The sequence below is a fragment of the Pararhodobacter marinus genome (genome assembly GCF_003122215.1).
Lineage (GTDB): Bacteria > Pseudomonadota > Alphaproteobacteria > Rhodobacterales > Rhodobacteraceae > Pararhodobacter > Pararhodobacter marinus.
Window position 1 is genome coordinate 114,645 of record NZ_QEYD01000012.1, and the last position, 26,416, is coordinate 141,060.

Sequence of the window (26,416 nt, forward strand, 5' to 3'; positions counted from 1 at the left end):
AGCGTCACCACGCCATGCCCGAGACCCGAGTTTTGTCCCCAGATGCCAAGGGGCTGTCGCAGGCGGCAGACCTGCTGCGGCGCGGCGCTCTGGTCGCCTTTCCGACCGAGACGGTCTACGGGCTGGGCGCCGATGCAACCCGCGACGACGCCGTCGCGCGCATCTTCGAGGCCAAGGGCCGGCCCCGCTTCAACCCGCTGATCGCGCATCTGCCCGACCTGTCGGCGGTCGCGCGCTATGCCGTGCTGACACCGCTGGCCGAGCGTCTTGCGCAGGCCTTCTGGCCGGGTCCCTTGACGCTGGTTCTGCCGCTGAGGAGCGGCCTGTCGCCTCTGGTGACGGCCGGGCTCGACAGCGTGGCGATCCGCCTGCCCGCCCATCCGGTGGCGCGCGCCCTGCTTCAGGCTTTCGGCGGCCCGCTCGCCGCGCCGTCGGCCAACCCGTCGGGGCGCATCAGCCCGGTGACGGCGCGGCATGTGCTGGACGGGCTCGACGGACGGATCGAGGCCGTGGTCGATGGCGGGAGCTGTGCGGTGGGGCTGGAATCGACGATCCTGGACGCGCGGGGCGACATTCCGGTCCTGCTGCGCGCCGGCGGGCTGGCAACAGAGGCGATCGAGGCTCTGGGCCTGACGGTCGACACGCCCAAGGGCGGGCGGATCACCGCGCCCGGGCAGCTGGCTTCGCATTACGCGCCGCGCGGCAGGGTGCGACTGAACGCCGAAGCCCCCGAACCCGGCGAGGTCTGGGTGGGGTTCGGCCCCTGCCCCGGCGCCGCGCTGACCCTGTCCGAGACCGGCGACACGACCGAGGCCGCGGCCCGCCTGTTCCACGCGCTGCACGAAGCCGACGCTCTGGCCGGGCCCGGCGGCCGCATCGCCTTCGCCCCGGTGCCCGAAACCGGGCTGGGCCGCGCGGTCAACGACCGGCTTCGCCGCGCGGCGGCACCGCGCTAGACCCGCGTGCAGGCCGGTGTCATGGCACCGCGTTGAAGCAGAGGGCCGCGCGCGCGTCGGACCACCACGATTGCCCCGGCACTGCCGCATTCGCGAACCGCACGGCATAGGCGCCAAGATCGGGCTGTCGGGGATCGGGAGACGACAGGCAAACGACATCGTTGCGCAGGATCCAGCGGCGGAATCGGCCCTGGAACGGCAGCGTCTCACCCGGCGCGACATCGCCCAGCCTCTGCCCGCCCGCCGGCGTCTCGCGTCCCAGAAGCGCGGCCGGGCCCAGCGTGATGGTCTCCAGAGGCGTGCCGCCGCGGTACTGCGTGGCCAGAAGCGGGCGCGGCGAGAAGATGCGTGACCAACCGTCATTGGCAACCCACACCGTCACCTCATGCGCGGCCTGATCGATGCGGGCGAACGCCATCCGCAGCCGGTATCCCAGCCGCCGCTCGACCGCGTCCCGGCAACCTTCGGCGCGCCAGCGGGCGTGGAAATCCGGATGATAGGCGGCATCGAGCGTGTTCAGGTGGTAAAGCGCCCCTTCCTCTAGGATCGCCCAGCATCCCAGCCGTGGCGCGCTGCCCCGGCAGGTCTGTACTGTGAACGGCGTGCTCTCGGTCAGGTCCTGCGCGAAAAGGCGTTGCGCCAGTTGCTGCCCCGCCCACCCCGTATAGGTGCCGGTATCGTCCGGCGCGGACAGAAAGCAATCGTTGTGAAAGCCGAACCGCCCGCGCCCTTCGGCGCCCCAGGCCATCAGGTCCGGCGGGCGGCGCCATTGCAGCGGCACTTCCAGCGGGAAATGTTCAAGCAACGCATCGCGGATCGCCGCCTTGCTCGCCGGGCTGTCGAGCCCGTTGGTCGAGCCATGCCCCTCGCCCCACTGCCCGATGAAACCCGCCTGGATGACGGCCAGCGTGTCGCGGTTGCGCCGCAGCACCGGGCCAAGCTGGCGGATATGCTGCAAAACCCGCCACAAGGGCGCATCGGGCTGTCCGTCGCCGTAATTGTAGCTGAAGCGCAGGATCAGCTTGATCCCGGCGCGACGGGCATTGCCAAGCGCGCCTTCGATCCAGTTGAGCTCCCATTCCGGCAGCGGGGCATCGCGCCAGTCGTCGAGCCGGATCAGCGCGAAGGCCACGGAATAGCCGTTCTCGTTGCGCTGGCGGGCCATCCACTCATAGGTCCAGTTGTCGCTGCGCAGGAAATCCTCGTACTCGCTGATCCAGAAGCCGCGCTCGGGCGACAAGACGAAACCCTCTTCCGCCGCGAAGTGCAGCGACCGGACCTGCGCCGATACGGCGCCGGGGATCAGCGACAGGAAAAGCATCAGACAAAGCGCCCGGAAAACGGCGCCGGGCGCGAGGGACAAGCGGGGAAATCGTGACATGGCACACTCGGATTGATGAAACGCGGGTTGTCGGCTCTGTTCCGAACGTTGAAAGCACGTTCGAGACATCCACGATACACCGCGCCTCACCCTCGCCAAACGTGCATTTCCGGCACCAAACTCGCGCGATACGGCTTGCCACTTTATTGGGCAAAACGCCCGAGGAGCGCATCCGAACGAAGACAGCACCGGGTCGATGGCTTGGATTACCTCAAGCGAGCAGCCGTTATCGGGATCGGCGCAACCGGCAGGTTTTGCTGACACCGGGCGAAGCCGGCGGCTTCCGATGCCGTTTTCCGATATTCAACCGATAGGATCCTGCCCGAGGCGGGCGCAATGGTCTATCCCGTCACTTTCTTCACGAACTGGGATTTCAGGCTCATCTGGCCAATTCCGGGTATCTTGCAATCAATGTCGTGGTCGCCCTCGACCAGCCGAATGCCGCGAACCTTGGTTCCGACCTTGACCACTGTCGAAGACCCTTTGACCTTCAGGTCCTTGATCACGGTTACCGTATCGCCGTCTTCAAGAACGTTCCCGACGCTGTCACGCACCGTTGACGCCGTGGCCCCGTCGGCGTCGGGCACCCATTCGTGTCCGCATTCGGGGCAGTTCAACAGAGAATCGACCTGATAGACATAGGTCGAAGAACATTCGGGACATGGGGGGAGTGTATCGCTCATGGGCATGTCGTTAGCCTGATGAACGTCCGAAGAACAGCGGAGATGTGTTGTGTTTGGCTCAGGCCCCTTCGATAGACGTACGGGCGTCTTGCAGGCGTGATTGGCGATCCAGCACAATATTGGCTGTCATCCCCTGACCAGCGGCCTGTGTCATCCGACGGCAGGAACCACGGCATCGACAATGGGATCTGAGGAAAATTGGTGCCCGAGGCGAGATTCGAACTCGCACACCCGTTAGGGCGGAGGATTTTGAATCCCCTGCGTCTACCGTTCCGCCACTCGGGCACGCAGATGCGGATTATCCCGCCCGCGCGGTGCGGTCAACGGGGTGGTTGCGATCCCGTCGCCCGAAGGATGCGCAGGCCGGGGCGATGCCGCCTTGACGGCCCCGCCCCGGTGGGGCACCAGAAAACCGCACAGCCCGAGCGGAGCCCCCATGCTGCGATCCCTCTACGACTGGACGATCTCGCTTGCCGCGCATCCGCGCGCGCTCTGGGCACTGGCCATCGTCGCCTTCATCGAAAGCTCAGTCTTTCCGATCCCGCCCGACGCGCTGATGATTCCGATGATCATCGCCGCGCCGCGCCGTGCCTTCCTGATCGCCACGGTGGCGACCGTGGCCTCGGTGCTGGGCGGGCTTCTGGGCTATGCGATCGGCGCACTGGCCTTCGACAGTCTCGGCTTCCCGATCCTCGAGGCGCTGGGCAAGGGCGACGCGGTGCTCGAATTCAACGACCGCTTCAACAGCATGGATTTCTGGCCGGTTCTGATCGCCGGCCTGACGCCCTTCCCCTACAAGGTCATCACCATCATGTCGGGCTGGACCGGCCTGCCGCTGACCACCTTTCTTGTCACCTCAGTCGTGGCGCGGGCCGGGCGGTTCTTCCTGGTGGCCGGGCTGCTCTATTTCTTCGGCGCACCCATTCGTGAATTCATCGAGCGGCGGCTGGGCTTGATGACGATCCTCTTCGTGGTACTGCTCCTCGGCGGTTTTCTGGCTGTGAGGTTCTTGTGAAAAACTGGTCGCTCGCCCCGCTTGCGGGGCTTGGTTCGGCGGCGCTCTTGGGCGGCGCGCTGTATTTCCAGTTCGTCGTCGGCCTCGCGCCCTGCGATCTGTGCATCGAACAGCGCTGGCCGCATCTGGCGGCCGTGATCATCGGGCTTCTGGTGCTGTTCTTCCCCAATCGCTGGCTGATGGCGCTTGGCGCGCTGGCCGCCGCGACCTCGGGCGCGCTGGGTGTCTACCATACCGGCGTCGAGCGCGGCTGGTGGGAAGGCCCCACCGCCTGCTCGGGCACGGCCGACATTTCCAGCCTCAGCCCGTCGGATGCACTGGACGCGATCATGGCCGCGCCGGTCGTGCGCTGCACCGATGTCGCCTGGGAACTCCTGGGCCTGTCCATGGCGTCGTGGAACGCGATCCTGTCCTTCGCGCTGGCCGCGCTCTGGATCGTGGCGATGCGCCGCGCGCGCTGATCCCCGCATTCAGAGCGTCTACAGGGCCGGTGTTTCTCAGGCCCGCCGCACCGAGGCCGCGAAACAGCCGGGCTTGGCGTAATGCAGGTGGATATAGGCAACCGCCGGATCCGCGAAACACCGTGTCAGCGCCGCGCCCAGATCCTGCCCCGCGACCGCCTCGGCGTCGATCATCATGTCGCCGCCGTCGAACATCCGGACCGAGATCAGCCGCGACAGGAACACCGCGGGCACCGCGCCCGGCGCGGGGCGGGCCTGCATGACGCCCTCGCGCACGAAGATCGCGTGGCTGGCGTGATAGGGGGTCGCCGCAGGCTGATGGGTGTAGTTGAGCAACAACACCCGCTCGCCGATCCCGGCATCCTCAAGGCTCACGCGGCACGGTGTCCCGGGCGAGGCCGTCACGACGGAACGCCGGATCCGGCGCGCGGCCAGGTCCTCGTCGGTCAGCGCGAAGAGCGGGGCGAAATCGGTTTCGGGCAAAGCGTGGATCTGGAAGGTCATCGGGTCTCTCCGTCAGGGACCCCCGGTTTTCCTGAAAGCGCCTGCCCGGCGCGACCCGGATCCTGCGCAATCGCGCCTACCCCACCAGCGGATCGCGCGCCGCCAGAACCGGGCGGGTCAGGACCGACAGGCGCTGCTTCTGCGCGCCCGTCGCGTCGAAATTCGCGGGGTCGAGCCAGCGCTCATAGGCCGCTTTCAGCGCCGGCCATTCCAGGTCGACCGCCGCGTACCACGCGGTGTCACGATTGCCGCCCTTGACGACGCCCGCCTGCCGGAACACGCCCTCATAGCTCAGCCCGAAGCGCTGCGCCGCCCGGCGCGAGGGCATGTTGGCCGCATGGCACTTCCACTCGAACCGCCGGTAACCCGCCCCAAAGCACCATTCCATCAGCCGGTAAACCGCCTCGGTCGCCTCGCGCCGGCGCTGCAGCCGGGGCGCGAAGGTCAGCCAGCCCGCCTCGGCCGACCCGGCGCGCGGATCGATCCGCATCAGGCTCAGCGTGCCGCCCAGCCGCCCGTCTTCCATGCGCACCGCGTAATGCAGCGGATCCCAGCCCAGCCGCGCCGCGTCAAGCCACACGGTATAGGCCCCAAGGTCCGCGAAGGGCCCGACCGGAAGGTAATCCCACATCGCGCCGCCATCCTCGGCATAGGCCGCGAACAGCTCCGCCGCATGCGCGCGCGCCAGCGGCTCCAGCGTGACATAGCGCCCTTCGATGACGGTACGCGGCGGCAATTGCGGCGGAGACCACGAAGACAGATCGGTCATGGCAGGATCCTTTCACAGATCCCCAACCGATAGCGCACGCCATCCCGTCGGAAAAGCGCGCGTTCCTTCATCTTTGTTCCACAAATATCCTCGGGGGGTTCCAAGGGGGGCAGACAGCCCCCCTTGGCGCGGGGAGCGCGAGGGGGCGCGCAGCCCCCTCGCCTCTTGTCAAAAACCCGGGGGGCGCGCAGCCCCCTCGCCTCGCCCGGCTGGCTCCCGGGATCAGCTCTCCGGCGGCAGCACCCGCAGGCGCAGCTCGCGCAGTTGCTCGTTGGTGGCTTCCGAGGGCGCGTTCATCATCAGGTCTTCGGCGCGCTGGTTCATCGGGAACATGATGACCTCGCGGATATTGGCGGTATCGGCCAAGAGCATGACGATCCGGTCGATCCCCGCCGCGCAGCCGCCATGCGGGGGCGCGCCGTATTTGAACGCCTTGACCATGCCGCCGAAGCGCTTCTCGACCTCGTCCTTGCCGTAGCCCGCCAGTTCGAAGGCCTTGAACATGATCTCGGGCTTGTGGTTCCGGATCGCGCCCGAGACCAGCTCGTAGCCATTGCAGGCCAGGTCGTACTGGTAGCCCAGCACCTCGAGCGGATCGCCCTGCAGCGCCTCCATCCCGCCCTGCGGCATAGAGAACGGGTTGTGGCTGAAGTCGATGGTCCCGGTTTCGGGATCCTTCTCGTACATCGGGAAATCGACGATCCAGGCGAATTTGAACACGGTCTCGTCGATCAGGCCCAGCTCGCGCCCGATCTCGGTGCGCGCGCGGCCCGCGACGGCCTCGAACTGCTCGGGCTTGCCGCCCAGGAAGAAGGCCGCATCGCCCTCGCCCAGACCCAGCTGCTGGCGGATCGCCTCGGTGCGCTCGGGCCCGATATTCTTGGCCAGCGGGCCCGCCGCTTCCAGCCCCTCATCGCCCTTGCGCCAGAAGATATAGCCCATGCCGGGCAGGCCCTGCTGTTGCGCGAAAGCGTTCATCCGGTCGCAGAACTTGCGCGAACCGCCGCCCGGCGCCGGGATCGCGCGGATCTGCGTGCCCGCGTTTTCCAGAAGCTTGGCGAAGATGGCAAAGCCCGACCCCGCGAAATGCTCGGACACGACCTGCATCTTGATCGGGTTGCGCAGGTCGGGCTTGTCCGAGCCGTACCACAGCATCGAATCCTTGTAGGCGATGAGCGGCCAGTCGGGATCGACCGTCTTGCCACCGCCGAATTCCTCGAACACGCCCTGGATGACCGGCTGCACGGCGGCGAAGACGTCTTCCTGCCGCACGAAGCTCATTTCCACGTCCAGCTGGTAGAAATCGGTGGGCGAGCGGTCGGCGCGCGGGTCTTCATCGCGGAAACACGGCGCGATCTGGAAATACTTGTCGAAGCCCGCCACCATGATCAGCTGCTTGAACTGCTGGGGCGCCTGCGGCAGCGCGTAGAACTTGCCCGGATGCAGGCGCGAGGGCACGAGGAAGTCGCGCGCGCCTTCGGGGCTGGACGCGGTGATGATCGGCGTCTGGAACTCGTTGAAGCCTTCGTTCCACATCCGGTTGCGGATCGAGCGCACGACATTCGAGCGCAGCATCATGTTGCGATGCAGGGTCTCGCGGCGCAGGTCCAGAAAGCGGTAAGTCAGGCGCGTCTCTTCGGGATAATCCGGCTCGCCGAAGACCGGCAGCGGCAATTCGCCCGCCTCGCCCAGGATCTCGACCTTGCGGGCATAGACCTCGATCTCGCCCGTGGGGATCTTGGTGTTGACCAGGCTCTCGTCGCGGGCCTTCACGCTGCCCTCGATCGAGATCACCCATTCCGAGCGGACCTTTTCCAGGTCCTTGAACGCCGCGCTGTCGCTGTCGGCCAGCACCTGTGTGATGCCGTAATGGTCGCGCAGGTCGATGAACAGGACGCCCCCGTGGTCGCGCACGCGGTGCACCCAGCCCGCGAGGCGGACGGTATCGCCGACATGCGCCTTGTTGAGGTCGGCACAGGTATGGCTGCGATAGGCGTGCATCGGAAACTCCGGGGCTGGGGCTATGGATCGGCCCGGAGAAACAGCGTCAGGCGGTGGAAGTCAAGGGCGGCGGCTTTTGCACACGGTGCAGGCGCCGAAAACGGCCCCGTGCGCAGGCTCAGCCCTGCGCGCCATCGCCGGAGCCGTCGCTCGCGCCGAAGAACACGCCGTCACGCAGCACCTGCGCCACGGTATCGCGTTTCACCATCGGCTCCTTGGCGGCATAGGCATAGGTCAGCGACAGGTCGCACAGCTGGTTGATCAGCCGCGGCACCCCGTCTGTCGCCTGATGGACCAGCTCGGCGGCCTGACGGCTGAAGATGCCGGGATTGCCCCCCGCATGACGGATGCGCGAGGCGATATATCCCCCGGTCGAGGCGATATCGAGCCGCGGCAGGTGGTAGCTTGCCGCGACGCGCTGCGCGAACTGGATCAGGTCAGGGCGGCGCACCATCGCGCGCAGCTCGGGCTGGCCCACCAGCAGAAGCTGAAGCACCTCGTCGCGCCCGGCATTGATATTGGTCAGCATCCGCAGGTCTTCGAGCGCATCGCGGTTGAGGTTCTGCGCCTCGTCGATGACCAGAAGTACACGGTTGCCATTCGCATGTTCGGCCAGCAGGAAATCCTGAATCGCCGGAAACGCATCGTCTTCCGCGCCCCCGCCCGGCAGCGTCAGCCCCAGAGCCGCGCAGACGCGCCGCATGATGTCGTTCACGCCAGGCCGGGCGTTCGAGATCATGCCGATCGTCACGCTGTCCTCCAGCCCGTCGATGAAATGGTGCAGAAGCGTGGTCTTGCCTGCGCCGATCTCGCCCGTCAGCAGGGTGATCGGCGCGCGGGTCGACAGGCCGTAATCCAGCATCGCGTAGGCGCCGCGATGTTCGGGAGACCAGTACAGGAATTCGGGATCGGGCGCCAACGCGAAAGGACGTTCGCGCAGCCCGAAATGCTCAAGGTAATAGTTCAGCGCCTGTGCCATGCCCGTTCCGGTTTAGTTGCGCCCTTGATCCGCTGAGACTGGTCCGTCAGAGCGATGGCGTTCCCGATGGGATATAGGGGAAGTGGGGCCGGAATACCAAATTCTCGGGGCGCTTTCTGGGCAGGCACCGAATGACGCCACGCTCCCGCCATCGCAGCGCCACAGGGCCGGGTGATTCGGGCGCCGAGACCACAAAAGGGCGAAATTGTGGCAAAATCTCAGCTTATGCGTGCAAACACGGCCCCATTCGCCTGACCATCGAAAGCGCCTTCCGCAAGGTCAATGTTTCCCTTAACGGAACGATCACCTCCCCATTTTGCAATCGTTCGCAAGTTAACTTGCATTTTGCGTCCAATCCGCTTGGTTCCTAATTGGAAACAAACAGTTTAGGGCGTAATTGTGGCGCATTCGCCGCAATTTGTTTTTTTCGCGACACAAACACGGCTAAAGAAGGTTTAGCGACGTCGACAGCGCCTGGGGGGGTGAGGTTCGACCATATCAACTCTGGGCGCTGCCATGACCCTGCACTATCGTGCACTACCCGACTTCACCGGAGTCGACCTGAATCCGATGCCCGCAAACTACGCTTTGCAGGACTGGAGCCAAAGGCCGACCGTATCCGCCTCCCCGGGCGACGCAAATCCTGCCGAGCTTCTTCCCGCGCTGGCCGGCGACTATGCCGAAACGGGCAAGCGCCTGCTGGATGTTGTCTTGGCAAGTGTCGCCCTGCTGCTGGCCGCGCCCGTCTTGGCCCTGCTGGCGGCTCTGTTGTGGATCGAAGGCGGCAACCCCTTCTACACGCAAGAGCGTCTGGGCCGGCACGGGCGGCATTTCCGCATGTACAAGCTGCGCTCGATGGTGCCCGATGCCTCGGCGCGGCTGGTCGAGTATCTCGACCGCGATCCCGCCATGCGCGCCGAATGGGACCTGACGCAGAAGCTGAAGCGCGATCCCCGCATCACGCCGCTGGGCCGCCTGTTGCGCAAGACCTCGATGGACGAGCTGCCGCAGCTTCTGAACGTCCTCAAGGGCGACATGAGCCTTGTCGGCCCGCGCCCTATGCTGCCGCAGCAGATGGCGATCTACGCCCATCCGCCCGCCTATCTGGGCCTGCGTCCGGGCATCACCGGCCTGTGGCAGGTGACGGCGCGCAACGAGGACAGCTTCGCCCTGCGTGCCGCGATCGACCTGCGCTATGCCGAGCGGGTGTCACTGTGGGGCGATCTGAAGATCATGGTGGCGACCGTCAGGTCGATCCTGCGCGCCACGGGCTACTGAGCGGCAGACGGCCGGCCACGCGAGGCCTTCGGACCCTACGAAACCCGGCCGGTCCCGCCGCTTTCATCTTGCGGTCGGGCATGGCTGCTGCCATCCCTTCGCCATGACCCAGAATTTCCGCGCCAGCGTGACCCGCCCCGCCCCGGTTGTCCTGGGACTCGTGGGCCTGTGCGCATTGCTGGAAATCGCGTTCACGCTGGCCGAGATGCCGTTCCTGCAGTTCGACAGCCTGCGGCGGGTGGCCATCGTGCACGGCGCCTTCTGGCCCGGCCTGCTGGCCGGATGGGAGCCGGTCTTTCCCGGCCAGCGCGTCACCATGTTCCTCAGCTATGCGTTCCTGCATGGCGGTTTTCTGCACATGGCGTTCAACATGCTGCTGCTCCTGCATCTGGGCCGGCAATCGGTGGCCCGGCTGGGACAGGGCGGCTTCCTGCTGGCCTTTGCGCTCTGCGCGATCGGCGGCGCGGCGGGCTATTGGCTGCTGAACGGCTCGGAACAGCCCATGCTGGGGGCCTCGGGCGCGGTGTTCGGCTTCTTCGGCATGACGATTTTCTGGGACATCCAGGTCCGCCGCAAGATCGGCCTGTCCATCGACCAGCCGATCCGCCTGATGATCGGCCTGGCGGTGATGAACGTGCTTCTGTGGTTTCTCGTCAGCGGGATGCTTGCCTGGGAGGCACATCTGGGCGGTTTCTTGACCGGCGCGCTGCTGGCGCGGATCGTGACCCCGACCCCTGGCCACCGGGCACGGCCGGATCTGCGCGACCGTTGACAGAATCGTCAATAGACCGTTGCATTAAAGATCGAAATGCGCCCTACTGCAAAATATGATCAAATATTGACGGAGCCTGCGTGACCGCCGAAACCCTGACTGCCCCGCCCGAACCCGGTCCGAGAGGGGCCGATGCCTCCGTTCCGGTCATCGCGATCAACGGATTGCACAAGGCCTATGGGTCGCTCGAGGTGCTCAAGGGCGTGGACGTCAAGGCGATGCCGGGGCAGGTGATTTCGCTCATCGGGTCGTCCGGGTCCGGCAAGTCGACCTTGCTGCGGTGCTGCAACCTGCTGGAAGACAGCCAGCAGGGCGACATCATCTTCGAGGGCGAAAGCGTCCATTGGCGCGGCACCGGGCTGAACCGCCACCCGGCGGACCGCGCGCAGGTCGCGCGGATCCGCACCAACCTTGCCATGGTGTTCCAGAACTTCAATCTGTGGTCGCACATGACCGTTCTGCAGAACGTGATGGAAGCCCCCGTCACCGTGCTGAAACAGGACAAGGCCACGGTTGAGAAGCGCGCGCGCGCGCTTCTGGACAAGGTGGGGATCGGCGACAAGTGCGACGTGTACCCGGCGCAGATGTCGGGGGGCCAGCAACAGCGCGCCGCCATCGCCCGCGCGCTGTGCATGGAACCCCGCGCGCTTCTGTTCGACGAGCCGACCTCGGCGCTGGACCCCGAGCTGGAGCAGGAAGTGGTGCGTGTCATCAAGGCGCTGGCCGACGAGGGGCGCACGATGATCATCGTCACCCACGACATGCGGCTGGCCAATGACGTGTCCGATCACGTCATCTTCCTGCATCAGGGCCTGATCGAAGAAGAAGGGCCGCCGGCAGAGCTGTTCGGGGCGCCCAAATCCGCGCGCCTGCAGCAATTCCTCAGCGCGACGCAGTCGGGCTGAGGGCAAACAAAACAAAAAAGAACCCAAGTCCAACAGAGGTAATCAAAAATGAAGAAACTTCTCCTTTCCGCCGCCACGCTCGCCTTTGCCGCGACCGGCGCGCTGGCGCAGGATATCGTCCGTCTTGGCACCGAGGGCGCCTATCCGCCGTATAACTACATCGATGAATCAAACGCGCTGGTCGGTTTCGAGATCGATCTTGGCAACGCGCTGTGCGAACGCGCCGGTCTGACCTGCGAATGGGTGCAGAACGACTGGGATTCGATCATCCCCAACCTGGTCGGCGGGAACTACGACGCGATCATGGCCGGGATGAACGCCACGCCCGAACGCGCCGAGGTGATCATGTTCTCGGATCCCTACAAACTGCCCGATCCCTCGGCCTATATGGCGCTGGCGGGCACCGATCCGTCGGTCATGGAAGAGGGCGTGATCGCCGCGCAGTCGAACACGATGCAATCGGGCATGGTCGCCGATACCTCGGCCACGCTGATCGAGTTCCCGACCGCCGACGAGACCATCGCCGCCGTGCGCAACGGCACCGCCGATGCGGTGCTGGCCGACCGCGACTTCCTGATGACCTATGTCACCGAATCCGGCGGCGAGCTGGAATTCCTGGCCACCGTGCCCTCGCCGGGTGCCGGCGTGTCGATCGGCCTGCGCCAGTCGGATACCGAGCTGCAGGCGACCTTCAACGCGGCCCTCGACGAGATGAAGGCCGATGGCACGCTCAACGCGATGCTGGTGGAATGGTTCGGCGACGAGGTGCCGCAGTTCGAATGATCTGACAGCCCGGCCCTTCGCGTCCGCCGCGAAGGGCCTATCGCCGGTGCCCGATGTTTTCCTTCTGTGCTGATCCGTCTGTCCTGCCCGACTGGCAATGGATGGCCTGCTACCTAACCACCGGCTCGCATTTCGCGCTCTACCGGTCGGTGCTGGTCGTGCTGCTGCTGCTTGCGCTGGCGGCACCTTTGGCGCTGGGCATGGGCTTTCTGGGCGCGCTGGCGGTGCGTTCGGGGAATGCGGCGCTGCGCGGGGTCGGCACCGTCTACGTGTCGATGGTGCGCGGCATTCCCGACGTCATCTTCTTTCTGTTCGTCCCGTTCGCCATCGACCAGGGCGTCGAGTTTCTGCGCCACAAGATCCTTTGCCCCGACTGGGATCAGCCGATCCGGCAGGGCAACGATTTCATCGTCTGCCAAGCGGCGAAGATGCCGCTCGCCTCGGATCCGGCCTGGATGCACGATGTCTGGGGCTTCACGCTGGCCCTGATCGCCTTCGCGCTGGTCTTCGGCGCCTTTGCCGCGAACACGCTCAACGGGGCCATGAACGCGGTCCCGCGCGCGCAGCTTGAAACCGCCGAGGCCTACGGCATGACGCAGGGCCAGACCTTTCGCCGGGTGCTGCTGCCGCAGATGTGGGTCTATGCCCTGCCCGGCCTCTCCAACCTGTGGATGATCCTGACCAAGGCCACGCCGCTTTTGTTCCTTCTGGGCATTCAGGACGTGGTGTTCTGGGCGCGCGAGCTGGGCGGGCAGAAAACCGGGCACTACGCCTATACCCATCCCGACTGGCGGGTCTGGTATTTCCTGGGCGTGCTGGCTTTCTACCTGACGCTCACCTGGGTCAGCCAGAAGGTCTTTGACCGGCTGATGGTGCGGCTCAACCACGGACAGGCCACGGCGGGGGGCGAAGCGCTCAGAAAGGCGCCCGCATGAGCAGTTGCGCAGAAAGCTTCAACGGTCTCATCCTGCGTGCGTTGGGACGCGATTTCGGCGACCGGCTGCTGCCGCGCGGGCTTGAGATCAATTTCTGCGATCAGGTCTTCCTGATCGCCTCGGGCCTGATCTGGAACGTCTATTTCGCCGTGCTCGCCCTGTTCTTCGGCTTTTTCCTGGCCGTTGCCGTGGCCCTGGGCAAGACCAGCCCCAGCCGCTGGCTGTCGCGCCCGGCCGAAGCCTTCGTCTTCCTTTTCCGGGGCTCGCCACTGTTCGTGCAGTTCTTCTTCGTCTACGAGGCGCTGGTCCTGCTGCCCCGCGCGGGCATCGAGATCGGGCCGATCACCATGGACACGCAATGGATGACCCGCGCCTGGGCGGGCGCGCTGTTCGTGCTGTTTCTCAATACCTCGGCCTATACCGCCGAGATCTTCTTCGGCGCCCTCAAATCCATCCCCAAGGGGGATCTCGAGGCCGCCGATGCCTACGGGTTGGCCGGCTGGACCAAGTTCCGCCGCATCACCTTCCCGACCATGCTGCGCCTTGCCTGGCCCAGCTACACCAACGAGGCGATCTTCCTGCTGCACGCCACGACCCTGGTGTTCTTCTCGGCCTTCCCGGCCTGGCAGCAGATGGGCGACGCCCTTTACTACGCGAACTATTTCGCCGCGCAGACCTTCAACCCGTTCATCGCCTATCCGCTGGTGGGGATGTATTTCATCCTGCTGACGCTGGGGGTGATCGGGCTGTTCGGCGTGGTCAATCGGAGACTGAACCGGCATCTTCCGCGGGCGGCGCGTGCCCGGCTCCGGTTCCGTCCCCAATATATCAGGTGATCCATGCGTGATTGGCTCCGCCATCACCCCGACGTCAAAACCATCCGTATCGCCGCCGTCGACCTTAACGGGCAAGCCCGTGGCAAGCGCGTCCCGTCGCGCTTCGCAGACAAGGTCGTCGACGAGGGTACGCGTTTCCCCTACTCGGTGATGAACCTCGACATCTGGGGCGAGGATATCGAAGACAGCCCGCTCGTATTCGATTCGGGCGACGCCGACGGGGTGCTCAAACCGACCGAGCGCGGCTTCATGCCGATGCCGTGGCTGGAAGCGCCGACCGCGCTGATGCCGCTGTGGATGTTCCACGAAGACGGCACGCCCTTCGACGGTGACCCCCGTCATGCGCTGGCGCGCGTGGTGGAACGGTTCCATGCCCGGGGCCTGCACCCGGTCTGCGCGACCGAGCTGGAATTCTACCTGATCGACGATTCCGGCCGCGAGCTGCGCGTGCCGCCCTCGCCCCGTTCGGGCAAGCGGCGTCCCGGCGCCGACACGCTGGCGCTGCGCGCGCTCGATGCCTTCGACCGGTTCTTCACCGATCTCTATGACGCCTGCGAAGTGATGGATATCGACGCCGACACGGCGATCTCGGAAGCGGGCCTGGGGCAGTTCGAGGTGAACCTGCTGCATTCCGACAACGTGATGAAGATCGCCGACGACACATGGCTCTTCAAGCAACTGGTGCGGGGCCTTGCCCGCAAGCACGGTTTTGCCGCCAGTTTCATGGCCAAACCCTACGAGGACTGGCCCGGCAATGGCATGCACATGCATTTCTCGGTCACCGACGAGGACGGCACGAACCTGTTCGACGACGGCACGCGCAGCGGGTCCGACCTGCTGAAACACGCGGTCGCGGGCTGCCTGAAGGCGATGCCGGGGACCACGCTGCTGCTTGCGCCGCACTGGAACAGCTACGACCGGTTCGCGCCCGGCAGCCACGCGCCCACCGGCATCGCCTGGGCCTATGAGAACCGCACGGCCGCCGTGCGCATCCCCTCGGGCAGCTTCAAGGCGCGGCGCATCGAGCATCGCGTGGCCGGGGGCGACATCAACCCCTACCTGATGATGGCCGGGGTTCTGGGCGCGGCGCTTCTGGGGATCGAGGACGGGCTGACCCCGCCCGCGCCGATCACCGGCAATGCCTATGACCTCGACCTTCCGCAGATGCCGACAAAGTGGCAAGATGCGATCGACGCGTTCGAAAGCAGCCCTGAAATGGCCCGCATCTTTGCCCCGCAGCTGATCGAGAACCTGGTGCGCACCAAGCGCCAGGAGCTGCGCTACATGGCCGAGATGTCGCCGCAGGAAATGCTCGAACTCTATCTCGACACGGTCTGAGGCAGACATGAAAATCGGCATTCTTCAAACGGGCGACGCGCCCGCCGAACTGACGGAATTCGGGACCTATCCCGACATGTTCGAGCAATTGCTCGCCGGGCGCGGATTCACCTTCGCGCGCTGGCGGGTGAACGGGATGGAGTTTCCCGACGCGGTCACCGATTGCGACGGATGGCTCATCACCGGATCGCGTCACGGGGTCTACGAAGATTACCCCTTCATCGCGCCGCTGGAGCAGTTCATCCGCGACGCCTTTGCCGCGAAGATACCCGTCGCGGGGATCTGTTTCGGCCACCAGATCATGGCGCAGGCGCTGGGCGGCAAGGTCGAGAAATTCGCGGGCGGCTGGTCGGTGGGCCAGACCGAGTACGATTTCGGCGGCGAGACACTGCGCCTGAATGCCTGGCATCAGGATCAGGTCGTCGAAAAGCCCGACACCGCGACGGTCATCGCCTCGTCGCCCTTCTGCCGCTATGCCGCGCTTGCCTATGGCGACCTGGGCTATTCGGTGCAGGCCCATCCCGAATATGGCGACGGCTTCATCGAAGGGCTGATCGACACGCGCGGCAAGGGCGTGGTACCCGATGACCTGATGACCCGAGCGCGCGCGAAATTCGGCGGCAAGACCGACAGCGACCGCATTGCCGACCAGCTTGCCCGCTTTTTCACCGCGGCGCATGATGCACGGGCGCGGGCGGCCTCGTGATCCGCAGCGCCCGGATGTTTCCAAGGATATTTCCATGAACGACTGGACCACCAAGATCCCCGACGCGGCCCGCGAATATCTCGCCGGGCGGCGGTTGGACGAGATCGAATGCATCCTGCCCGATATCGCCGGGGTCGCACGCGGCAAGGCGATGCCGGCCTTCAAGTTCGACAAGCAGACGCATTTCTACCTGCCGACCTCGATCTTCCTGCAGACGATCACCGGCGAATGGGCGAATGCGCCGGGCGGCGAGGACGAGTACAAGGAACCGGACATGACGCTGGTGCCGGATTTCTCGACCGCCACCGCCGCGCCCTGGACCGCCGACATCACGCTGCAGATCATCCACGACGCGATGACTCAGGGCGGCAAACCCGTCCCGACCGCGCCACGCAACGTGCTGAAGCGCGTGCTGGATCTTTACGCCGCCGAAGGCTGGAAACCCGTCGTGGCGCCCGAGATGGAATTCTATTTCGTCGCCCGCAACATCGATCCCAACATGCCGATCGTCCCCCCGATGGGGCGCTCGGGACGCAAGGCGGCGGCGAAACAGGCCTATTCGATGTCGGCCGTGGACGAATACGGCAAGGTGATCGACGACGTCTACGACTTCGCCGAGGCGATGGGGCTGGAAATCGACGGCATCCTGCAGGAAGGCGGCGCGGGTCAGGTCGAGATCAACCTGGCCCATGGCAACCCGGTCGATCTGGCCGATCACATCTTCTATTTCAAGCGCATGATCCGGGAGGCCGCGCTGCGCCACGATTGCTTCGCCACCTTCATGGCGAAGCCGATCGAGGGCGAGCCCGGCTCGGCCATGCATATCCATCACTCGGTGGTGGACCTGAAAACCGGCAAGAACATCTTCTCGGATGCGGAGGGGCGCGAAACGCCCGCCTTCCTGCATTTCATCGCGGGCATGCAGAACCACCTGCCCGCCGCCGTGGCGCTGCTCGCGCCCTATGTGAACAGCTATCGCCGCTACGTCCCCGACTTCGCCGCGCCGATCAACCTGGAATGGGGCCGCGACAACCGCACCACCGGCATCCGCGTGCCGATTTCGGGCCCCGAGGCGCGGCGGGTCGAGAACCGGCTGGCGGGGATGGATTGCAACCCCTATCTGGGCATCGCCGCGTCGCTGGCCTGCGGGTATCTGGGACTGAAGGAAAAACGCGATCCGCGCCCGGAATGCCGCATCAACGCCTATATGGGCGAGGACGAATTGCCGCTGACGCTGAACGCCGCGATCGACCTTCTGGTCGCCGACGAGGCGATGGTCGAGGTGCTGGGTCCCGATTTCGTCCATCTCTACGAGGCGGTGAAACGCGACGAGTACAACGAGTTCCAGCAGGTGATTTCGCCCTGGGAACGCGAGCATCTGTTGCTGAACGTGTGAATGTGGGGGCTTCGCGCCCCCCTTGCCCCCAGCGGAATATTTCCGCCAAGGAAAGCGGAAACGGGCGGGCGCCGTTGCCGGTTTGACGTCGCCTGCTGGCGTTGACTGTCTACCTTCGCCCGGCTGCGGAATGAGTATTTGGGGCAGAATGAAGCAGGGGCGCGGTTTTGCTTGGCAGCGGGGCGCGGGATTGGATAAGCCCGTCGCATGGAATTGCGTGTCACCGATCTGACCTGCGCCCGAGGGGGATTGCCCCTGATCGAAGGGCTGAGCTTTGCCCTGGGACGCGGCGAGGCGCTGGTGCTGCGCGGGCCGAACGGTTCGGGCAAGACCACGCTGTTGCGCACGCTGGCGGGTTTGCAGCCCGCGCTGGCGGGCGAGATTTCCTGCCCGCCCGAGCAGATGGCCTATGCCGCCCATGCCGACGGGCTGAAATCGACGCTGACGGTGCGCGAGAACCTGGCGTTCTGGGCCGCGATCCACGGCCTTCGCGAGGTGGGGCCGGCGCTGGAGGCGATGAACCTGCAGGATCTGGCGGACAGGCAGGCGCAGCATCTTTCGGCCGGGCAGAAACGGCGGCTGGGGCTGGCGCGGCTGATGGTGACGGGGCGCTGGCTTTGGGTGCTGGACGAGCCGACCGTGTCGCTGGACGCGGCCTCGGTCGCGCTGTTTGCTGGCGTCGTGCGCGCGCATCTGGCCACGGGCGGCGCTGCGCTTCTGGCCACGCATATCGACCTGGGCCTGCCCGAGGCGCGGCTGCTGGACCTGTCCCCCTACAAGGCCGCGATCCCCGCCGATCTGGGTTTCGGCGGCTTCGACGGGGACAACGGGGGCGCCTTCCTGTGATCGCGCTTCTGATCCGCGACCTGCGGCTGGCCTTTCGCGCGGGCGGCGGCTTCGGGCTGGGGCTGGGGTTTTTCCTGATCCTCGCCGTGCTGGTGCCGCTGGGCGTGGGGCCCGATCCGGCAACGCTGGGCCTGATCGCGCCCGGCATCCTGTGGGTGGGCGCGCTGCTGGCCTGCCTCTTGTCGCTCGACCGGATCTTTGCGCTGGATCACGAGGATGGCTCGCTCGACCTGCTGGCGACCTCGCCCATCCCGCTGGAGGGCGTGGTGGCGATCAAGGCGCTGGCGCACTGGATCACCACGGGCCTGCCCCTGGCGCTGGCCGCCCCGGTGCTGGCGATCCTGCTGAACCTTGCCACACCGGGTTTCGGGGTGCTGATCGTCTCGCTTGTCCTTGGCACGCCCGCGCTCAGCATGATCGGCGCCTTCGGCGCGGCGCTGACCGTGGGGCTGAAGCGCGGCGGGTTGCTGATGTCGCTTCTGGTGCTGCCGCTCTACATGCCGACGCTGGTTTTCGGCGCGCAGGCGGTGACGCGGGCGGCGCAGGGGCTGGATGCCGTGACCCCGCTGCTGCTGCTTGCGGGCATCACCGCCGGATCGGTGGCGCTGTTGCCCTTTGCGGCGGCCTTCGCGCTCAGGATCAACCTGCGTTAACCTGCCTCAGGCATATCACGCGGGCGTGGGTTGAGGCCCGCCCCGGCTCACATTAGGACAACCGCATGGCATCGCTCTGGGAATACGCGAATCCGGTCAAGTTCATGCGGCTCTCGGGCTGGCTGATGCCGCTGAGCGCCGTGCTGGCGGCCGCGCTGATCGGGGCCGGGCTGATCTGGGGGCTGTTCTTTACCGCCGAGGATTACCGCATGGGCGCCTCGGTCAAGATCATCTTCCTGCATGTCCCCTCGGCGCTGATGGCGATCAATGCCTGGGCGATGATGCTGATCGCCTCGCTCATCTGGCTGATCCGGCGCCACCATGTCAGCGCGCTGGCCGCCAAGGCCGCCGCGCCTGTCGGTGCGGCGATGACGCTGATCGCGCTTCTGACCGGCGCGATCTGGGGCCAGCCGATGTGGGGGACCTGGTGGGCCTGGGATCCGCGCCTGACCTCGTTCCTGATCCTGTTCCTGTTCTATCTGGGCTATATCGCGCTGTGGTCGGCCATCGACGATCCGGACACCGCCGCCGACCTGACCTCGGTGCTGTGCCTCGTGGGGTCGGTCTTTGCCGTCCTGTCGCGCTATGCGGCGATTTTCTGGAACCAGGGTCTGCACCAGGGCGCGTCGCTGTCGGTCGCGCCGGGCGAGCGGATGGATCTGAGCTATCGGATGCCGCTATACCTGTGCATGATCGGCTTCGGGCTGTTGTTCCTTGCGCTGGTGCTGGCCGGCACCCGGACCGAGATCCGCGCCCGCCGCGCCCGTGCCCTGCTGACCCGTGAGAGAGCCCGCGCCTGATGCCCGATCTTGGAAACTACGCCACCGAAATCCTGCTTGCCTATGCCCTGTCGCTGGGCGTCCTGGCCCTGCTTATTCTCGGCACCTGGATCCGCTCGAAGCGCGTCAAGCGCGCGCTGGCCGATCTGGAGGCCCGCCACATCCGAGGCTGACCATGAAGATCAACCCGCTCCTTGTCCTGCCCCCGCTGCTGCTGGCCGGTTTCGTGGCCTTCGTCGCGGTCGGCAATTTCCGCGAAGACCGCGATGACCTGCCCTCGGCCCGGGCCGGCCATCCCGCGCCCACGGTCGAGTTGGCGCAGCTCGAAGACCTGCCGCTTTTCACCGACGACATGCTGCGCTCGGGCGAGGTGACACTGGTGAATTTCTGGGCTTCGTGGTGCCCGCCCTGCCGCGCCGAGGCCCCGGTGGTCGAGGCGCTGGCAGAAGAGGGGATCACCGTGCTGGGCGTCAATTACCGCGACGAACCCGACCGGGCGATGGATTTCCTTGACGAGCTGGGCAACCCCTTCACCGCCATCGGCGCCGATCCGCGCGCGCGGACGGGGCTGGACTGGGGCGTGGTCGGGCTGCCCGAAACCTTCGTGATCGACGGCGAGGGCAATATCCTGATGCGCCATGCCGGCCCGATCACCGACGAGATCGTTGAGGAGCGCCTGCGTCCGGTGATCGAACGCGCGCAGGGCGGCGCAAGCTGAGATGCCCGCCCGGCCTGCCCCCCCGACCGAGGGCGCGACCGACGCTGCGACGGAGGCCCCGACCGACGCGCAACTGACGGCGCAGGGGCTTCGCCCCGAGGGTGAGGCGGGGGGAGAGGGGCGCGTGCTGGCCCTCGCTTGCGGTGCGCTGGCGCATGAGATCCTCGCCATCAAGGCGGCGAATGGCTGGACCCATCTGGACCTGCATTGCCTGCCCGCCAACCTGCATCTGTGGCCCGACCGGATTCCCGACGCGGTCGAGGCGGCGGTGGGGAAATACCGCGCGCGCTATGACGAGATCTTTGTGGTGTATGCCGATTGCGGCACCGGGGGGCTGTTGCAGGCCCGGTGCGAAGCGCTCGGCGTCGAGATGGTCGAGGGCCCGCATTGCTACGCGTTCTTCTCGGGCAACGCCGATTTCGCCGCGCGGGCAGAGGACGAGATCACCGCGTTTTACCTGACCGATTTTCTGGTCCGGCAATTCGACGCCTTCGTCTGGCGGCCCATGGGGTTTGACCGCCACCCCGAACTGATCGGGATGATGTTCGGCAATTACGAACGGCTGATCTACCTGGCCCAGATCGACGATCCCGCGCTGGACGCGATGGCGCGCGATTGTGCAGAGCGGCTGGGACTTGCCTATGAACGCCGCGTGACGGGCTATGGCGACCTCGTTCCCGCGCTTGAGGCCGCGGCCGCGCGGCGCGGATAAGCGCGCGCTCGGTTCGGCAGTTGTGTCGGACCGCCCCGCACCCTAGTCTTATGAAAACCCTGCGAACCAGGCACCGATGACCCCGCACGAGATTGACCCCGCCCATACGGACACCGACAGCGCGCATCGGCTTTCGCTGGTGGACCGTAACCGGCTGCAGACCTGGTTCCTGGGAATCCTGGCCTTTTCGATGATCCTGTTCCTGCTGGTGCAGGCGCGGTTCATCCTGATCTCGCTGGTGATCGCGATCATCCTGTTCTCGCTCACCGCCGACGCGATCAACGCTTTCTCGAAGCTGCGCATCGGCTCGTGGAAGATCACGAACTGGCTGGCCTCGATGGGCGCCTTCACGATGATCGCGGTGCTGCTGCTCACCCTGTCGGGGATCATCATTAGCCAGGTCAACGCGGTGGTCACGACGACCGTGGGCTATACCGACCAGGCGATCACCGCCATTTCGCGCCTGGCCGCGTGGATTTCGCCCGAGGCCGAGCAGATGGTCGAAACCTCGATCCGCTCGATCGAGGTATCGGGCTATCTGTCGACGCTGGCCGGACAGGCCTCGAACCTGCTGTCGGCGACGACGCTGGTGATCCTGTTCGTGGGCTTCATGTTCGCCGAACGGCTGTGGTTCAACACCAAGCTGGAAAACCTTCTGCACGACAAGGCCAAGGCGCGGCGGGTGGGACGCATCATCCATTCCATCGTCCGGCGGGTGAACCATTACCTGCTGGTCAAGACCGCCGTCTCGGTCGCCACCGCGATCGCCGTCTACGCGCTGATGGAAGGATTCGGGCTGGATTTCGCGGGCCCGATGGCGATCCTGACCTTCGTGCTGAACTACATCCCCTCGGTCGGCTCGATCATCGCGACGATCCTTCTGGGCCTCGTGGCGCTGATCCAGGTCCCCGAACCCGCGACCGCGCTTCTGGTCTTCGTGATCGCGGGCATGGTGCAGTTCGTGCTGGGCTCGGTCATCGACCCGATGCTGATGGGCCGCGCACTCAGGGTGTCGTCCTTCGGGATCATCATCTCGCTTGCCTTCTGGGGGGCGCTGTGGGGGATCCCGGGGATGTTCCTTGCCGTGCCGATCATGGTCGCGGCGATGATCGTGTGCTCGCATATCCCCTCGGCCCGCCCGGTCGCGGTGCTGCTCTCGCGCGAAGGGCTGCCGGAAATCGAAGAGGCCGGGACCCTGCCCGAGGAAGACACCCGCGTGCGGCAGGCGGCGGAATAAGGGTCGTCGCGGCGCCGGTCCGCAAGGGCCGGATCTGGCCGGGGTGCGGCGAGGGCTGAGAACGGGGCTCACGGGAGTCCAGGCAGGTTAACCCTTTTTTCAAACCTTCGGTGCCCAGATGGGGCCATGTCGTCCTATCGCCGCCTCAGGCTTCCCGGAGCCACGATCTTTTTCAGCGTGCATCTCGCGCGGCGAGGCGACACGCTGCTGACCGATCAGGTCGATCGCCTGCGCCTCGCCGTCGCCCGCACCCGGCAGGAACGCGGCTTCACCGTCGACGCGATGGTGGTCCTGCCCGACCATCTGCACTGCGTCTGGACCCTCCCCGAGGCGGATTGCGACTATGCCACCCGCTGGCGGCTGATCAAGGCACGGTTCTCGACGGGCCTGCCGGCGGGGCCACGACGGGCAAGCCATGTGAAACGCGGGGAAAAGGGGCTGTGGCAACGGCGCTATTGGGAACACCATGTGCGCGACGACGAGGAATACGCGGCGCTTCTGGCCTATTGCCGCGACGCCCCGGTGAAACACGGGCTGGTCGCACGGCCCGAGGACTGGCCGTTCTCCTCGGTGCACCGCGACCGCCGCGCAGGGCTGAGCCTGTAGGGTGCGTGGTCTCCACGCACCATGTGCCGGATCGGTGCGTGGAAACCACGCACCCTACAGCGTTGTCATGGCGGAGATCCTGGCGCCCTTCGGGAACCATGGCCCCAAGCCTGAAGAAGAACCGCCTCAGCTGTCCATCTTCAGCGCGGCAATGAACGCCGTCTGCGGGATTTCGACCTTGCCGAACTGGCGCATCTTCTTCTTGCCGGCCTTCTGCTTTTCCAGAAGCTTCTTCTTGCGCGTCACGTCACCGCCATAGCATTTGGCCGTCACGTCCTTGCGCATCGCCGACAGCGTCTCGCGCGCGATCACCCGGCCGCCGATCGCCGCCTGGATCGGGATCTTGAACATGTGCCGGGGGATCAGCTCTTTCAGCTTCTCGCACATCTGCCGGCCCCGCGCCTCGGCCCGGTCGCGATGCACCATCATCGACAGCGCATCGACGGGCTCGTCATTCACGAGGATCTGCATCTTCACCAGATTGTCCTCGCGATAGCCCGTAATCGCGTAATCGAAGCTGGCGTAACCCTTGGTCACGGATTTCAGGCGATCGTAGAAATCGAACACCACTTCGTTCAGCGGCAGATCGTATTCCACCATCGCCCGCGCCCCGGCATAGGTCAGGTTCAGCTGGATGCCGCGGCGGTCCTGGCACAGTTTCAGCACGTCGCCCAGATATTCGTCGGGCACCATGATCGTCGCCTTGATGCGCGGCTCCTCGACATGGTCGACATGGGTCAGGTCGGGCATGTCGGCGGGGTTGTGCAGCTCCTGCATCGTGCCGTCGCGCATATGGATCTTGTAGACCACCGACGGCGCGGTGGTGATCAGGTCCAGATCGTATTCGCGCTCCAGCCGGTCGCGGACCACTTCCAGGTGCAAAAGCCCCAGGAAACCGCAGCGGAACCCGAAGCCCAGCGCCGCCGAGGTCTCCATTTCCGAGCTGAAGGACGCATCGTTGAGCTGCAGCTTCTCGATCGCGTCGCGCAGGTCCTCGAAATCGTTGGCATCGACCGGGAACAGGCCGCAGAACACCACCGGCTGCGCGGGTTTGAAGCCCGGCAGGGGCTTGTCGGTGCCTTTCTTCTCGGTCGTGATCGTATCGCCGACGCGGGTGTCGCGCACCTGCTTGATCGAGCCGGTCCAGATGCCGATCTCGCCCGGCCCCAGCTCGGCGATATCGACCATCTGCGGCTTCAGCACGGCCAGCTTGTCGACACCGTAGACGGCGCCGGTCTGCATCATCTTGATCCGGTCGCCCTTACGGATCACGCCGTCCATGACGCGGATCATCACGACGACGCCCAGATAGGGGTCGTACCAGCTGTCGACCAGCATCGCCTTGAGGGGCGCGTTTCGGTCGCCCTTGGGCGCGGGCAGGCGGTTGACAATGGCTTCCAGCACCTCGGGGATCCCCATCCCCGACTTGGCCGAGATCGGGATCGCGTCCGACGCGTCGATGCCGATCACGTCCTCGATCTGCTCCTTCACCCGCTCGGGCTCGGCGGCGGGCAGGTCGATCTTGTTGAGAACCGGGACGATCTCGTGATTGGCGTCGATCGCCTGATAGACATTGGCGAGCGTCTGCGCCTCGACGCCCTGCGACGCATCGACCACCAGGAGCGAGCCTTCGACCGCGCGCATCGAGCGGCTGACTTCATAGGCAAAGTCCACATGTCCCGGCGTGTCGATCAGGTTCAGGATATAGGTGTGGCCGTCCTTGGCCGGATATTCGATCCGCACCGAGTTTGCCTTGATGGTGATGCCGCGCTCGCGCTCGATATCCATCGCGTCGAGCATCTGCGCCTTCATGTCGCGCTCGGCCACGGTGCCGGTCAGCTGGATCAGCCGGTCGGCAAGCGTGGACTTCCCGTGGTCGATATGCGCCACGATGGAAAAATTGCGGATTCGGTCGAGCTCGGTCATCTGCTGGCCTCGGCTGGGGTAGAGGCTCAGATAGCGGATGCGTGCACGGGTGAAAAGGGGCGCTAAAGCCGCGCGCCCAGCGTTTCGTGGTAGAGCGCACCATAGGCCGAGCCCGTCGCGGCATCGGAATCGGTATAGGTCGCGCGTGCCAGCCAGCCGGGATCGGGTTCGATCCCCCAGCCGGGCGCCTCGCTGACCGTGAGCTGCCCGTCCGTCACCCGGAACGGATCGCCCGCGAACAGGCCTCGCTGCCAAGGGTAGTAATCGTCGCCCTCGATCGAGAATTCCAGATACTTGCCCGCATTCGGCAGCGCCCTGAGCAGATGCATCGTCGCCATTGTCACCAGCCCCAGATTGGCGGCATGCGGCGTCACCGGCAGCCCGGCCGCCTCCGCCATCCGCGCCACCTGCAGGGTCTTGGCCAACCCGCCCAGATACATCACGTCGGGCTGGACGATATCCACCGCCCGGATGCCGACCATCTGCGCAAAGCGGCCGGTCTCGACCTCCTGCTCACCCCCCGCCACGTCGATCTCCAGCGCCCCGGCCACCGCGCGCGTCGCCTCCAGATCCCACCACGGAACCGGCTCTTCGAAATGGCCGACACCGTGGTCCTGCAACATCCGTCCGACCGCGATCGCGCGGGCCACGCCGAAGCCGGAATTGGCGTCGACCAGCGTCTCGATGCCCGGCAGGGCTGCGGTGACGGCGGGGATGATCGCCTCGGTCCGCCCCTCCCACTGGTCGCGATCCTCGCCCATCTCGGCGCCGATGCGGAACTTGGCCGCGGTAAAACCCTGCTCGCCGCAGATCCGCTTCAGCCGCTCGGCCTCGGCCTCGGGGGTCAGCTCGCGCCGCATCGAACTGGCATAGGCTCGCACCGGCCCCGCCGTCCCGCCGATCAGCGCCGCCACCGGCAGCCCCGCACGCCGCCCGGCCAGGTCCCACAAGGCGGTATCCAGCCCCGCCATCGCCCGGTTGCGGTAAGACCCCGGGAACTTGTGCTCGGCCCGCTCGATCCGCGCCACCAGCCCGGCGATATCGCCCGTCTCCTGCCCCAGCGCCCAGGGCACGATCTGGCGGTGAAAGACCTGCGCGGTGATATCGGCATTATAGGTCGAACATTGCCCCCAGCCGATCGCGCCCTCTTCGTCGGTGGCGCGCACCATGCAGACGAATTCGTTGTGAAAGGTCTCGAGCCGTTTCAGTTTCACACGCTCTCTCCCGCGCCGCCCCACAGC

28 protein-coding genes and 1 tRNA gene are annotated in these 26,416 nt (G+C 65.9%); 20 read left to right on the forward strand and 9 right to left on the reverse strand.

What is annotated here, in order from left to right:
- Window positions 1–14: 14 nt before the first annotated feature.
- Complete coding sequence (locus C4N9_RS18140; RefSeq protein WP_109534770.1) at window positions 15–956, forward strand: L-threonylcarbamoyladenylate synthase; 942 nt, start codon at window positions 15–17, stop codon at window positions 954–956.
- Between the two features lie 19 nt (window positions 957–975).
- Here C4N9_RS18140 and C4N9_RS18145 read toward each other — a convergent pair whose 3' ends face one another.
- The 3 genes from C4N9_RS18145 to C4N9_RS18155 form a co-directional block, all read right to left on the reverse strand.
- Window positions 976–2,337 (reverse strand): DUF4874 domain-containing protein, encoded by a 1,362-nt coding sequence (locus tag C4N9_RS18145; protein WP_168192282.1) that lies wholly within the window; start codon window positions 2,335–2,337, stop codon window positions 976–978.
- 341 nt (window positions 2,338–2,678) lie between these two features.
- Window positions 2,679–3,020, reverse strand: a complete 342-nt coding sequence (locus C4N9_RS18150; protein ID WP_109534772.1) for a zinc ribbon domain-containing protein YjdM — start codon at window positions 3,018–3,020, stop codon at window positions 2,679–2,681.
- Between the two features lie 199 nt (window positions 3,021–3,219).
- Window positions 3,220–3,305 (reverse strand) — tRNA-Leu (locus C4N9_RS18155).
- Between the two features lie 151 nt (window positions 3,306–3,456).
- Between C4N9_RS18155 and C4N9_RS18160 the strand changes: the two genes are divergently transcribed.
- Together C4N9_RS18160 and C4N9_RS18165 are read left to right on the forward strand one after the other, a co-directional pair.
- Entirely contained in the window at window positions 3,457–4,035 is a 579-nt protein-coding gene (locus C4N9_RS18160) for a YqaA family protein (protein WP_109534773.1), read from the forward strand.
- Window positions 4,032–4,496 (forward strand): disulfide bond formation protein B, encoded by a 465-nt coding sequence (locus tag C4N9_RS18165; protein ID WP_109534774.1) that lies wholly within the window; start codon window positions 4,032–4,034, stop codon window positions 4,494–4,496. The genes C4N9_RS18160 and C4N9_RS18165 overlap by 4 nt, the downstream gene beginning before the upstream one ends.
- 36 nt (window positions 4,497–4,532) lie before the next feature.
- Here the strand turns inward: C4N9_RS18165 and C4N9_RS18170 are convergent, their stop codons facing one another.
- The 4 genes from C4N9_RS18170 to C4N9_RS18185 form a co-directional block, all read right to left on the reverse strand.
- Complete coding sequence (locus C4N9_RS18170; RefSeq protein WP_109534775.1) at window positions 4,533–5,000, reverse strand: DUF1203 domain-containing protein; 468 nt, start codon at window positions 4,998–5,000, stop codon at window positions 4,533–4,535.
- A 76-nt stretch (window positions 5,001–5,076) separates the two neighbouring features.
- Window positions 5,077–5,769: a GNAT family N-acetyltransferase gene (locus C4N9_RS18175; RefSeq protein WP_109534776.1), complete on the reverse strand. Its 693-nt coding sequence runs from the start codon at window positions 5,767–5,769 to the stop codon at window positions 5,077–5,079.
- A gap of 222 nt (window positions 5,770–5,991) precedes the next feature.
- On the reverse strand, window positions 5,992–7,770 hold the full coding sequence (gene aspS / locus C4N9_RS18180) for an aspartate--tRNA ligase (protein ID WP_109534777.1): 1,779 nt from the start codon (window positions 7,768–7,770) through the stop codon (window positions 5,992–5,994).
- Window positions 7,771–7,888: 118 nt separating this feature from the next.
- Window positions 7,889–8,749 (reverse strand): ExeA family protein, encoded by an 861-nt coding sequence (locus tag C4N9_RS18185; RefSeq protein ID WP_109534778.1) that lies wholly within the window; start codon window positions 8,747–8,749, stop codon window positions 7,889–7,891.
- A 516-nt stretch (window positions 8,750–9,265) separates the two neighbouring features.
- On the opposite strand from C4N9_RS18185, the gene C4N9_RS18190 reads away from it, so the two are divergent.
- From C4N9_RS18190 to C4N9_RS18270, 17 genes are all read left to right on the forward strand, one after another.
- On the forward strand, window positions 9,266–10,027 hold the full coding sequence (locus tag C4N9_RS18190) for a sugar transferase (RefSeq protein WP_245902616.1): 762 nt from the start codon (window positions 9,266–9,268) through the stop codon (window positions 10,025–10,027).
- 103 nt (window positions 10,028–10,130) lie between these two features.
- Window positions 10,131–10,799 (forward strand): rhomboid family intramembrane serine protease, encoded by a 669-nt coding sequence (locus C4N9_RS18195; RefSeq protein ID WP_109534780.1) that lies wholly within the window; start codon window positions 10,131–10,133, stop codon window positions 10,797–10,799.
- Window positions 10,800–10,894: 95 nt separating this feature from the next.
- Complete coding sequence (locus tag C4N9_RS18200; RefSeq protein ID WP_109534837.1) at window positions 10,895–11,704, forward strand: ABC transporter ATP-binding protein; 810 nt, start codon at window positions 10,895–10,897, stop codon at window positions 11,702–11,704.
- Window positions 11,705–11,752: 48 nt separating this feature from the next.
- The gene (locus C4N9_RS18205; RefSeq protein WP_109534781.1) at window positions 11,753–12,487 is read left to right on the forward strand and encodes a transporter substrate-binding domain-containing protein; all 735 of its coding nucleotides are present in this window, start codon (window positions 11,753–11,755) and stop codon (window positions 12,485–12,487) included.
- A gap of 53 nt (window positions 12,488–12,540) precedes the next feature.
- A complete protein-coding gene (locus tag C4N9_RS18210; RefSeq protein ID WP_109534782.1) occupies window positions 12,541–13,422 on the forward strand; it encodes an ABC transporter permease in 882 nt (293 codons plus the stop codon).
- Window positions 13,419–14,258 (forward strand): ABC transporter permease, encoded by an 840-nt coding sequence (locus C4N9_RS18215; RefSeq protein ID WP_109534783.1) that lies wholly within the window; start codon window positions 13,419–13,421, stop codon window positions 14,256–14,258. Before C4N9_RS18210 ends, C4N9_RS18215 begins: the two co-directional genes overlap by 4 nt.
- A 3-nt stretch (window positions 14,259–14,261) precedes the next feature.
- Window positions 14,262–15,596, forward strand: a complete 1,335-nt coding sequence (locus tag C4N9_RS18220) for a glutamine synthetase family protein (protein ID WP_109534784.1) — start codon at window positions 14,262–14,264, stop codon at window positions 15,594–15,596.
- Window positions 15,597–15,603: 7 nt separating this feature from the next.
- Entirely contained in the window at window positions 15,604–16,302 is a 699-nt protein-coding gene (locus tag C4N9_RS18225) for a type 1 glutamine amidotransferase (RefSeq protein ID WP_109534785.1), read from the forward strand.
- A 34-nt stretch (window positions 16,303–16,336) separates the two neighbouring features.
- On the forward strand, window positions 16,337–17,698 hold the full coding sequence (locus tag C4N9_RS18230) for a glutamine synthetase family protein (protein WP_109534786.1): 1,362 nt from the start codon (window positions 16,337–16,339) through the stop codon (window positions 17,696–17,698).
- 207 nt (window positions 17,699–17,905) lie between these two features.
- Window positions 17,906–18,544 carry a heme ABC exporter ATP-binding protein CcmA gene (gene ccmA / locus C4N9_RS18235; RefSeq protein ID WP_109534787.1) on the forward strand — a complete coding sequence of 213 codons (639 nt, stop codon included), beginning with the start codon at window positions 17,906–17,908 and terminating at the stop codon, window positions 18,542–18,544.
- Window positions 18,541–19,197 carry a heme exporter protein CcmB gene (ccmB, locus tag C4N9_RS18240; protein WP_109534788.1) on the forward strand — a complete coding sequence of 219 codons (657 nt, stop codon included), beginning with the start codon at window positions 18,541–18,543 and terminating at the stop codon, window positions 19,195–19,197. The genes ccmA and ccmB overlap by 4 nt, the downstream gene beginning before the upstream one ends.
- A 65-nt stretch (window positions 19,198–19,262) precedes the next feature.
- Window positions 19,263–19,997, forward strand: coding sequence for a heme ABC transporter permease (locus C4N9_RS18245; protein ID WP_109534789.1), 735 nt, complete (start codon window positions 19,263–19,265; stop codon window positions 19,995–19,997).
- A complete protein-coding gene (gene ccmD, locus C4N9_RS18250) occupies window positions 19,997–20,149 on the forward strand; it encodes a heme exporter protein CcmD (protein ID WP_109534790.1) in 153 nt (50 codons plus the stop codon). Before C4N9_RS18245 ends, ccmD begins: the two co-directional genes overlap by 1 nt.
- Window positions 20,150–20,151: 2 nt before the next feature.
- A complete protein-coding gene (locus tag C4N9_RS18255) occupies window positions 20,152–20,694 on the forward strand; it encodes a DsbE family thiol:disulfide interchange protein (RefSeq protein WP_109534791.1) in 543 nt (180 codons plus the stop codon).
- Window position 20,695: 1 nt separating this feature from the next.
- Window positions 20,696–21,406: a DUF1638 domain-containing protein gene (locus tag C4N9_RS18260; RefSeq protein WP_109534792.1), complete on the forward strand. Its 711-nt coding sequence runs from the start codon at window positions 20,696–20,698 to the stop codon at window positions 21,404–21,406.
- Between the two features lie 76 nt (window positions 21,407–21,482).
- Window positions 21,483–22,643: an AI-2E family transporter gene (locus C4N9_RS18265; protein ID WP_109534793.1), complete on the forward strand. Its 1,161-nt coding sequence runs from the start codon at window positions 21,483–21,485 to the stop codon at window positions 22,641–22,643.
- Between the two features lie 126 nt (window positions 22,644–22,769).
- On the forward strand, window positions 22,770–23,249 hold the full coding sequence (locus tag C4N9_RS18270) for an REP-associated tyrosine transposase (protein ID WP_109534794.1): 480 nt from the start codon (window positions 22,770–22,772) through the stop codon (window positions 23,247–23,249).
- A 126-nt stretch (window positions 23,250–23,375) separates the two neighbouring features.
- Here C4N9_RS18270 and lepA read toward each other — a convergent pair whose 3' ends face one another.
- Window positions 23,376–25,175, reverse strand: a complete 1,800-nt coding sequence (gene lepA, locus C4N9_RS18275; protein ID WP_109534795.1) for a translation elongation factor 4 — start codon at window positions 25,173–25,175, stop codon at window positions 23,376–23,378.
- Between the two features lie 62 nt (window positions 25,176–25,237).
- Window positions 25,238–26,389: a mandelate racemase/muconate lactonizing enzyme family protein gene (locus tag C4N9_RS18280; protein ID WP_109534796.1), complete on the reverse strand. Its 1,152-nt coding sequence runs from the start codon at window positions 26,387–26,389 to the stop codon at window positions 25,238–25,240.
- Window positions 26,390–26,416 lie beyond the last annotated feature (27 nt).

Bases quoted from the DNA above. Each gene is read 5' to 3' on its own strand.
- C4N9_RS18140 (WP_109534770.1), top strand. From the start codon at position 15: ATGCCCGAGACCCGAGTTTTGTCCCCAGATGCCAAGGGGCTGTCGCAG.
- C4N9_RS18145 (WP_168192282.1), bottom strand. From the start codon at position 2,337: ATGTCACGATTTCCCCGCTTGTCCCTCGCGCCCGGCGCCGTTTTCCGG.
- C4N9_RS18150 (WP_109534772.1), bottom strand. From the start codon at position 3,020: ATGAGCGATACACTCCCCCCATGTCCCGAATGTTCTTCGACCTATGTC.
- C4N9_RS18160 (WP_109534773.1), top strand. From the start codon at position 3,457: ATGCTGCGATCCCTCTACGACTGGACGATCTCGCTTGCCGCGCATCCG.
- C4N9_RS18170 (WP_109534775.1), bottom strand. From the start codon at position 5,000: ATGACCTTCCAGATCCACGCTTTGCCCGAAACCGATTTCGCCCCGCTC.
- C4N9_RS18175 (WP_109534776.1), bottom strand. From the start codon at position 5,769: ATGACCGATCTGTCTTCGTGGTCTCCGCCGCAATTGCCGCCGCGTACC.
- aspS (WP_109534777.1), bottom strand. From the start codon at position 7,770: ATGCACGCCTATCGCAGCCATACCTGTGCCGACCTCAACAAGGCGCAT.
- C4N9_RS18185 (WP_109534778.1), bottom strand. From the start codon at position 8,749: ATGGCACAGGCGCTGAACTATTACCTTGAGCATTTCGGGCTGCGCGAA.
- C4N9_RS18190 (WP_245902616.1), top strand. From the start codon at position 9,266: ATGACCCTGCACTATCGTGCACTACCCGACTTCACCGGAGTCGACCTG.
- C4N9_RS18195 (WP_109534780.1), top strand. From the start codon at position 10,131: ATGACCCAGAATTTCCGCGCCAGCGTGACCCGCCCCGCCCCGGTTGTC.
- C4N9_RS18205 (WP_109534781.1), top strand. From the start codon at position 11,753: ATGAAGAAACTTCTCCTTTCCGCCGCCACGCTCGCCTTTGCCGCGACC.
- C4N9_RS18210 (WP_109534782.1), top strand. From the start codon at position 12,541: ATGTTTTCCTTCTGTGCTGATCCGTCTGTCCTGCCCGACTGGCAATGG.
- C4N9_RS18215 (WP_109534783.1), top strand. From the start codon at position 13,419: ATGAGCAGTTGCGCAGAAAGCTTCAACGGTCTCATCCTGCGTGCGTTG.
- C4N9_RS18220 (WP_109534784.1), top strand. From the start codon at position 14,262: ATGCGTGATTGGCTCCGCCATCACCCCGACGTCAAAACCATCCGTATC.
- C4N9_RS18225 (WP_109534785.1), top strand. From the start codon at position 15,604: ATGAAAATCGGCATTCTTCAAACGGGCGACGCGCCCGCCGAACTGACG.
- C4N9_RS18230 (WP_109534786.1), top strand. From the start codon at position 16,337: ATGAACGACTGGACCACCAAGATCCCCGACGCGGCCCGCGAATATCTC.
- ccmA (WP_109534787.1), top strand. From the start codon at position 17,906: ATGGAATTGCGTGTCACCGATCTGACCTGCGCCCGAGGGGGATTGCCC.
- C4N9_RS18245 (WP_109534789.1), top strand. From the start codon at position 19,263: ATGGCATCGCTCTGGGAATACGCGAATCCGGTCAAGTTCATGCGGCTC.
- ccmD (WP_109534790.1), top strand. From the start codon at position 19,997: ATGCCCGATCTTGGAAACTACGCCACCGAAATCCTGCTTGCCTATGCC.
- C4N9_RS18255 (WP_109534791.1), top strand. From the start codon at position 20,152: ATGAAGATCAACCCGCTCCTTGTCCTGCCCCCGCTGCTGCTGGCCGGT.
- C4N9_RS18260 (WP_109534792.1), top strand. From the start codon at position 20,696: ATGCCCGCCCGGCCTGCCCCCCCGACCGAGGGCGCGACCGACGCTGCG.
- C4N9_RS18265 (WP_109534793.1), top strand. From the start codon at position 21,483: ATGACCCCGCACGAGATTGACCCCGCCCATACGGACACCGACAGCGCG.
- C4N9_RS18270 (WP_109534794.1), top strand. From the start codon at position 22,770: ATGTCGTCCTATCGCCGCCTCAGGCTTCCCGGAGCCACGATCTTTTTC.
- lepA (WP_109534795.1), bottom strand. From the start codon at position 25,175: ATGACCGAGCTCGACCGAATCCGCAATTTTTCCATCGTGGCGCATATC.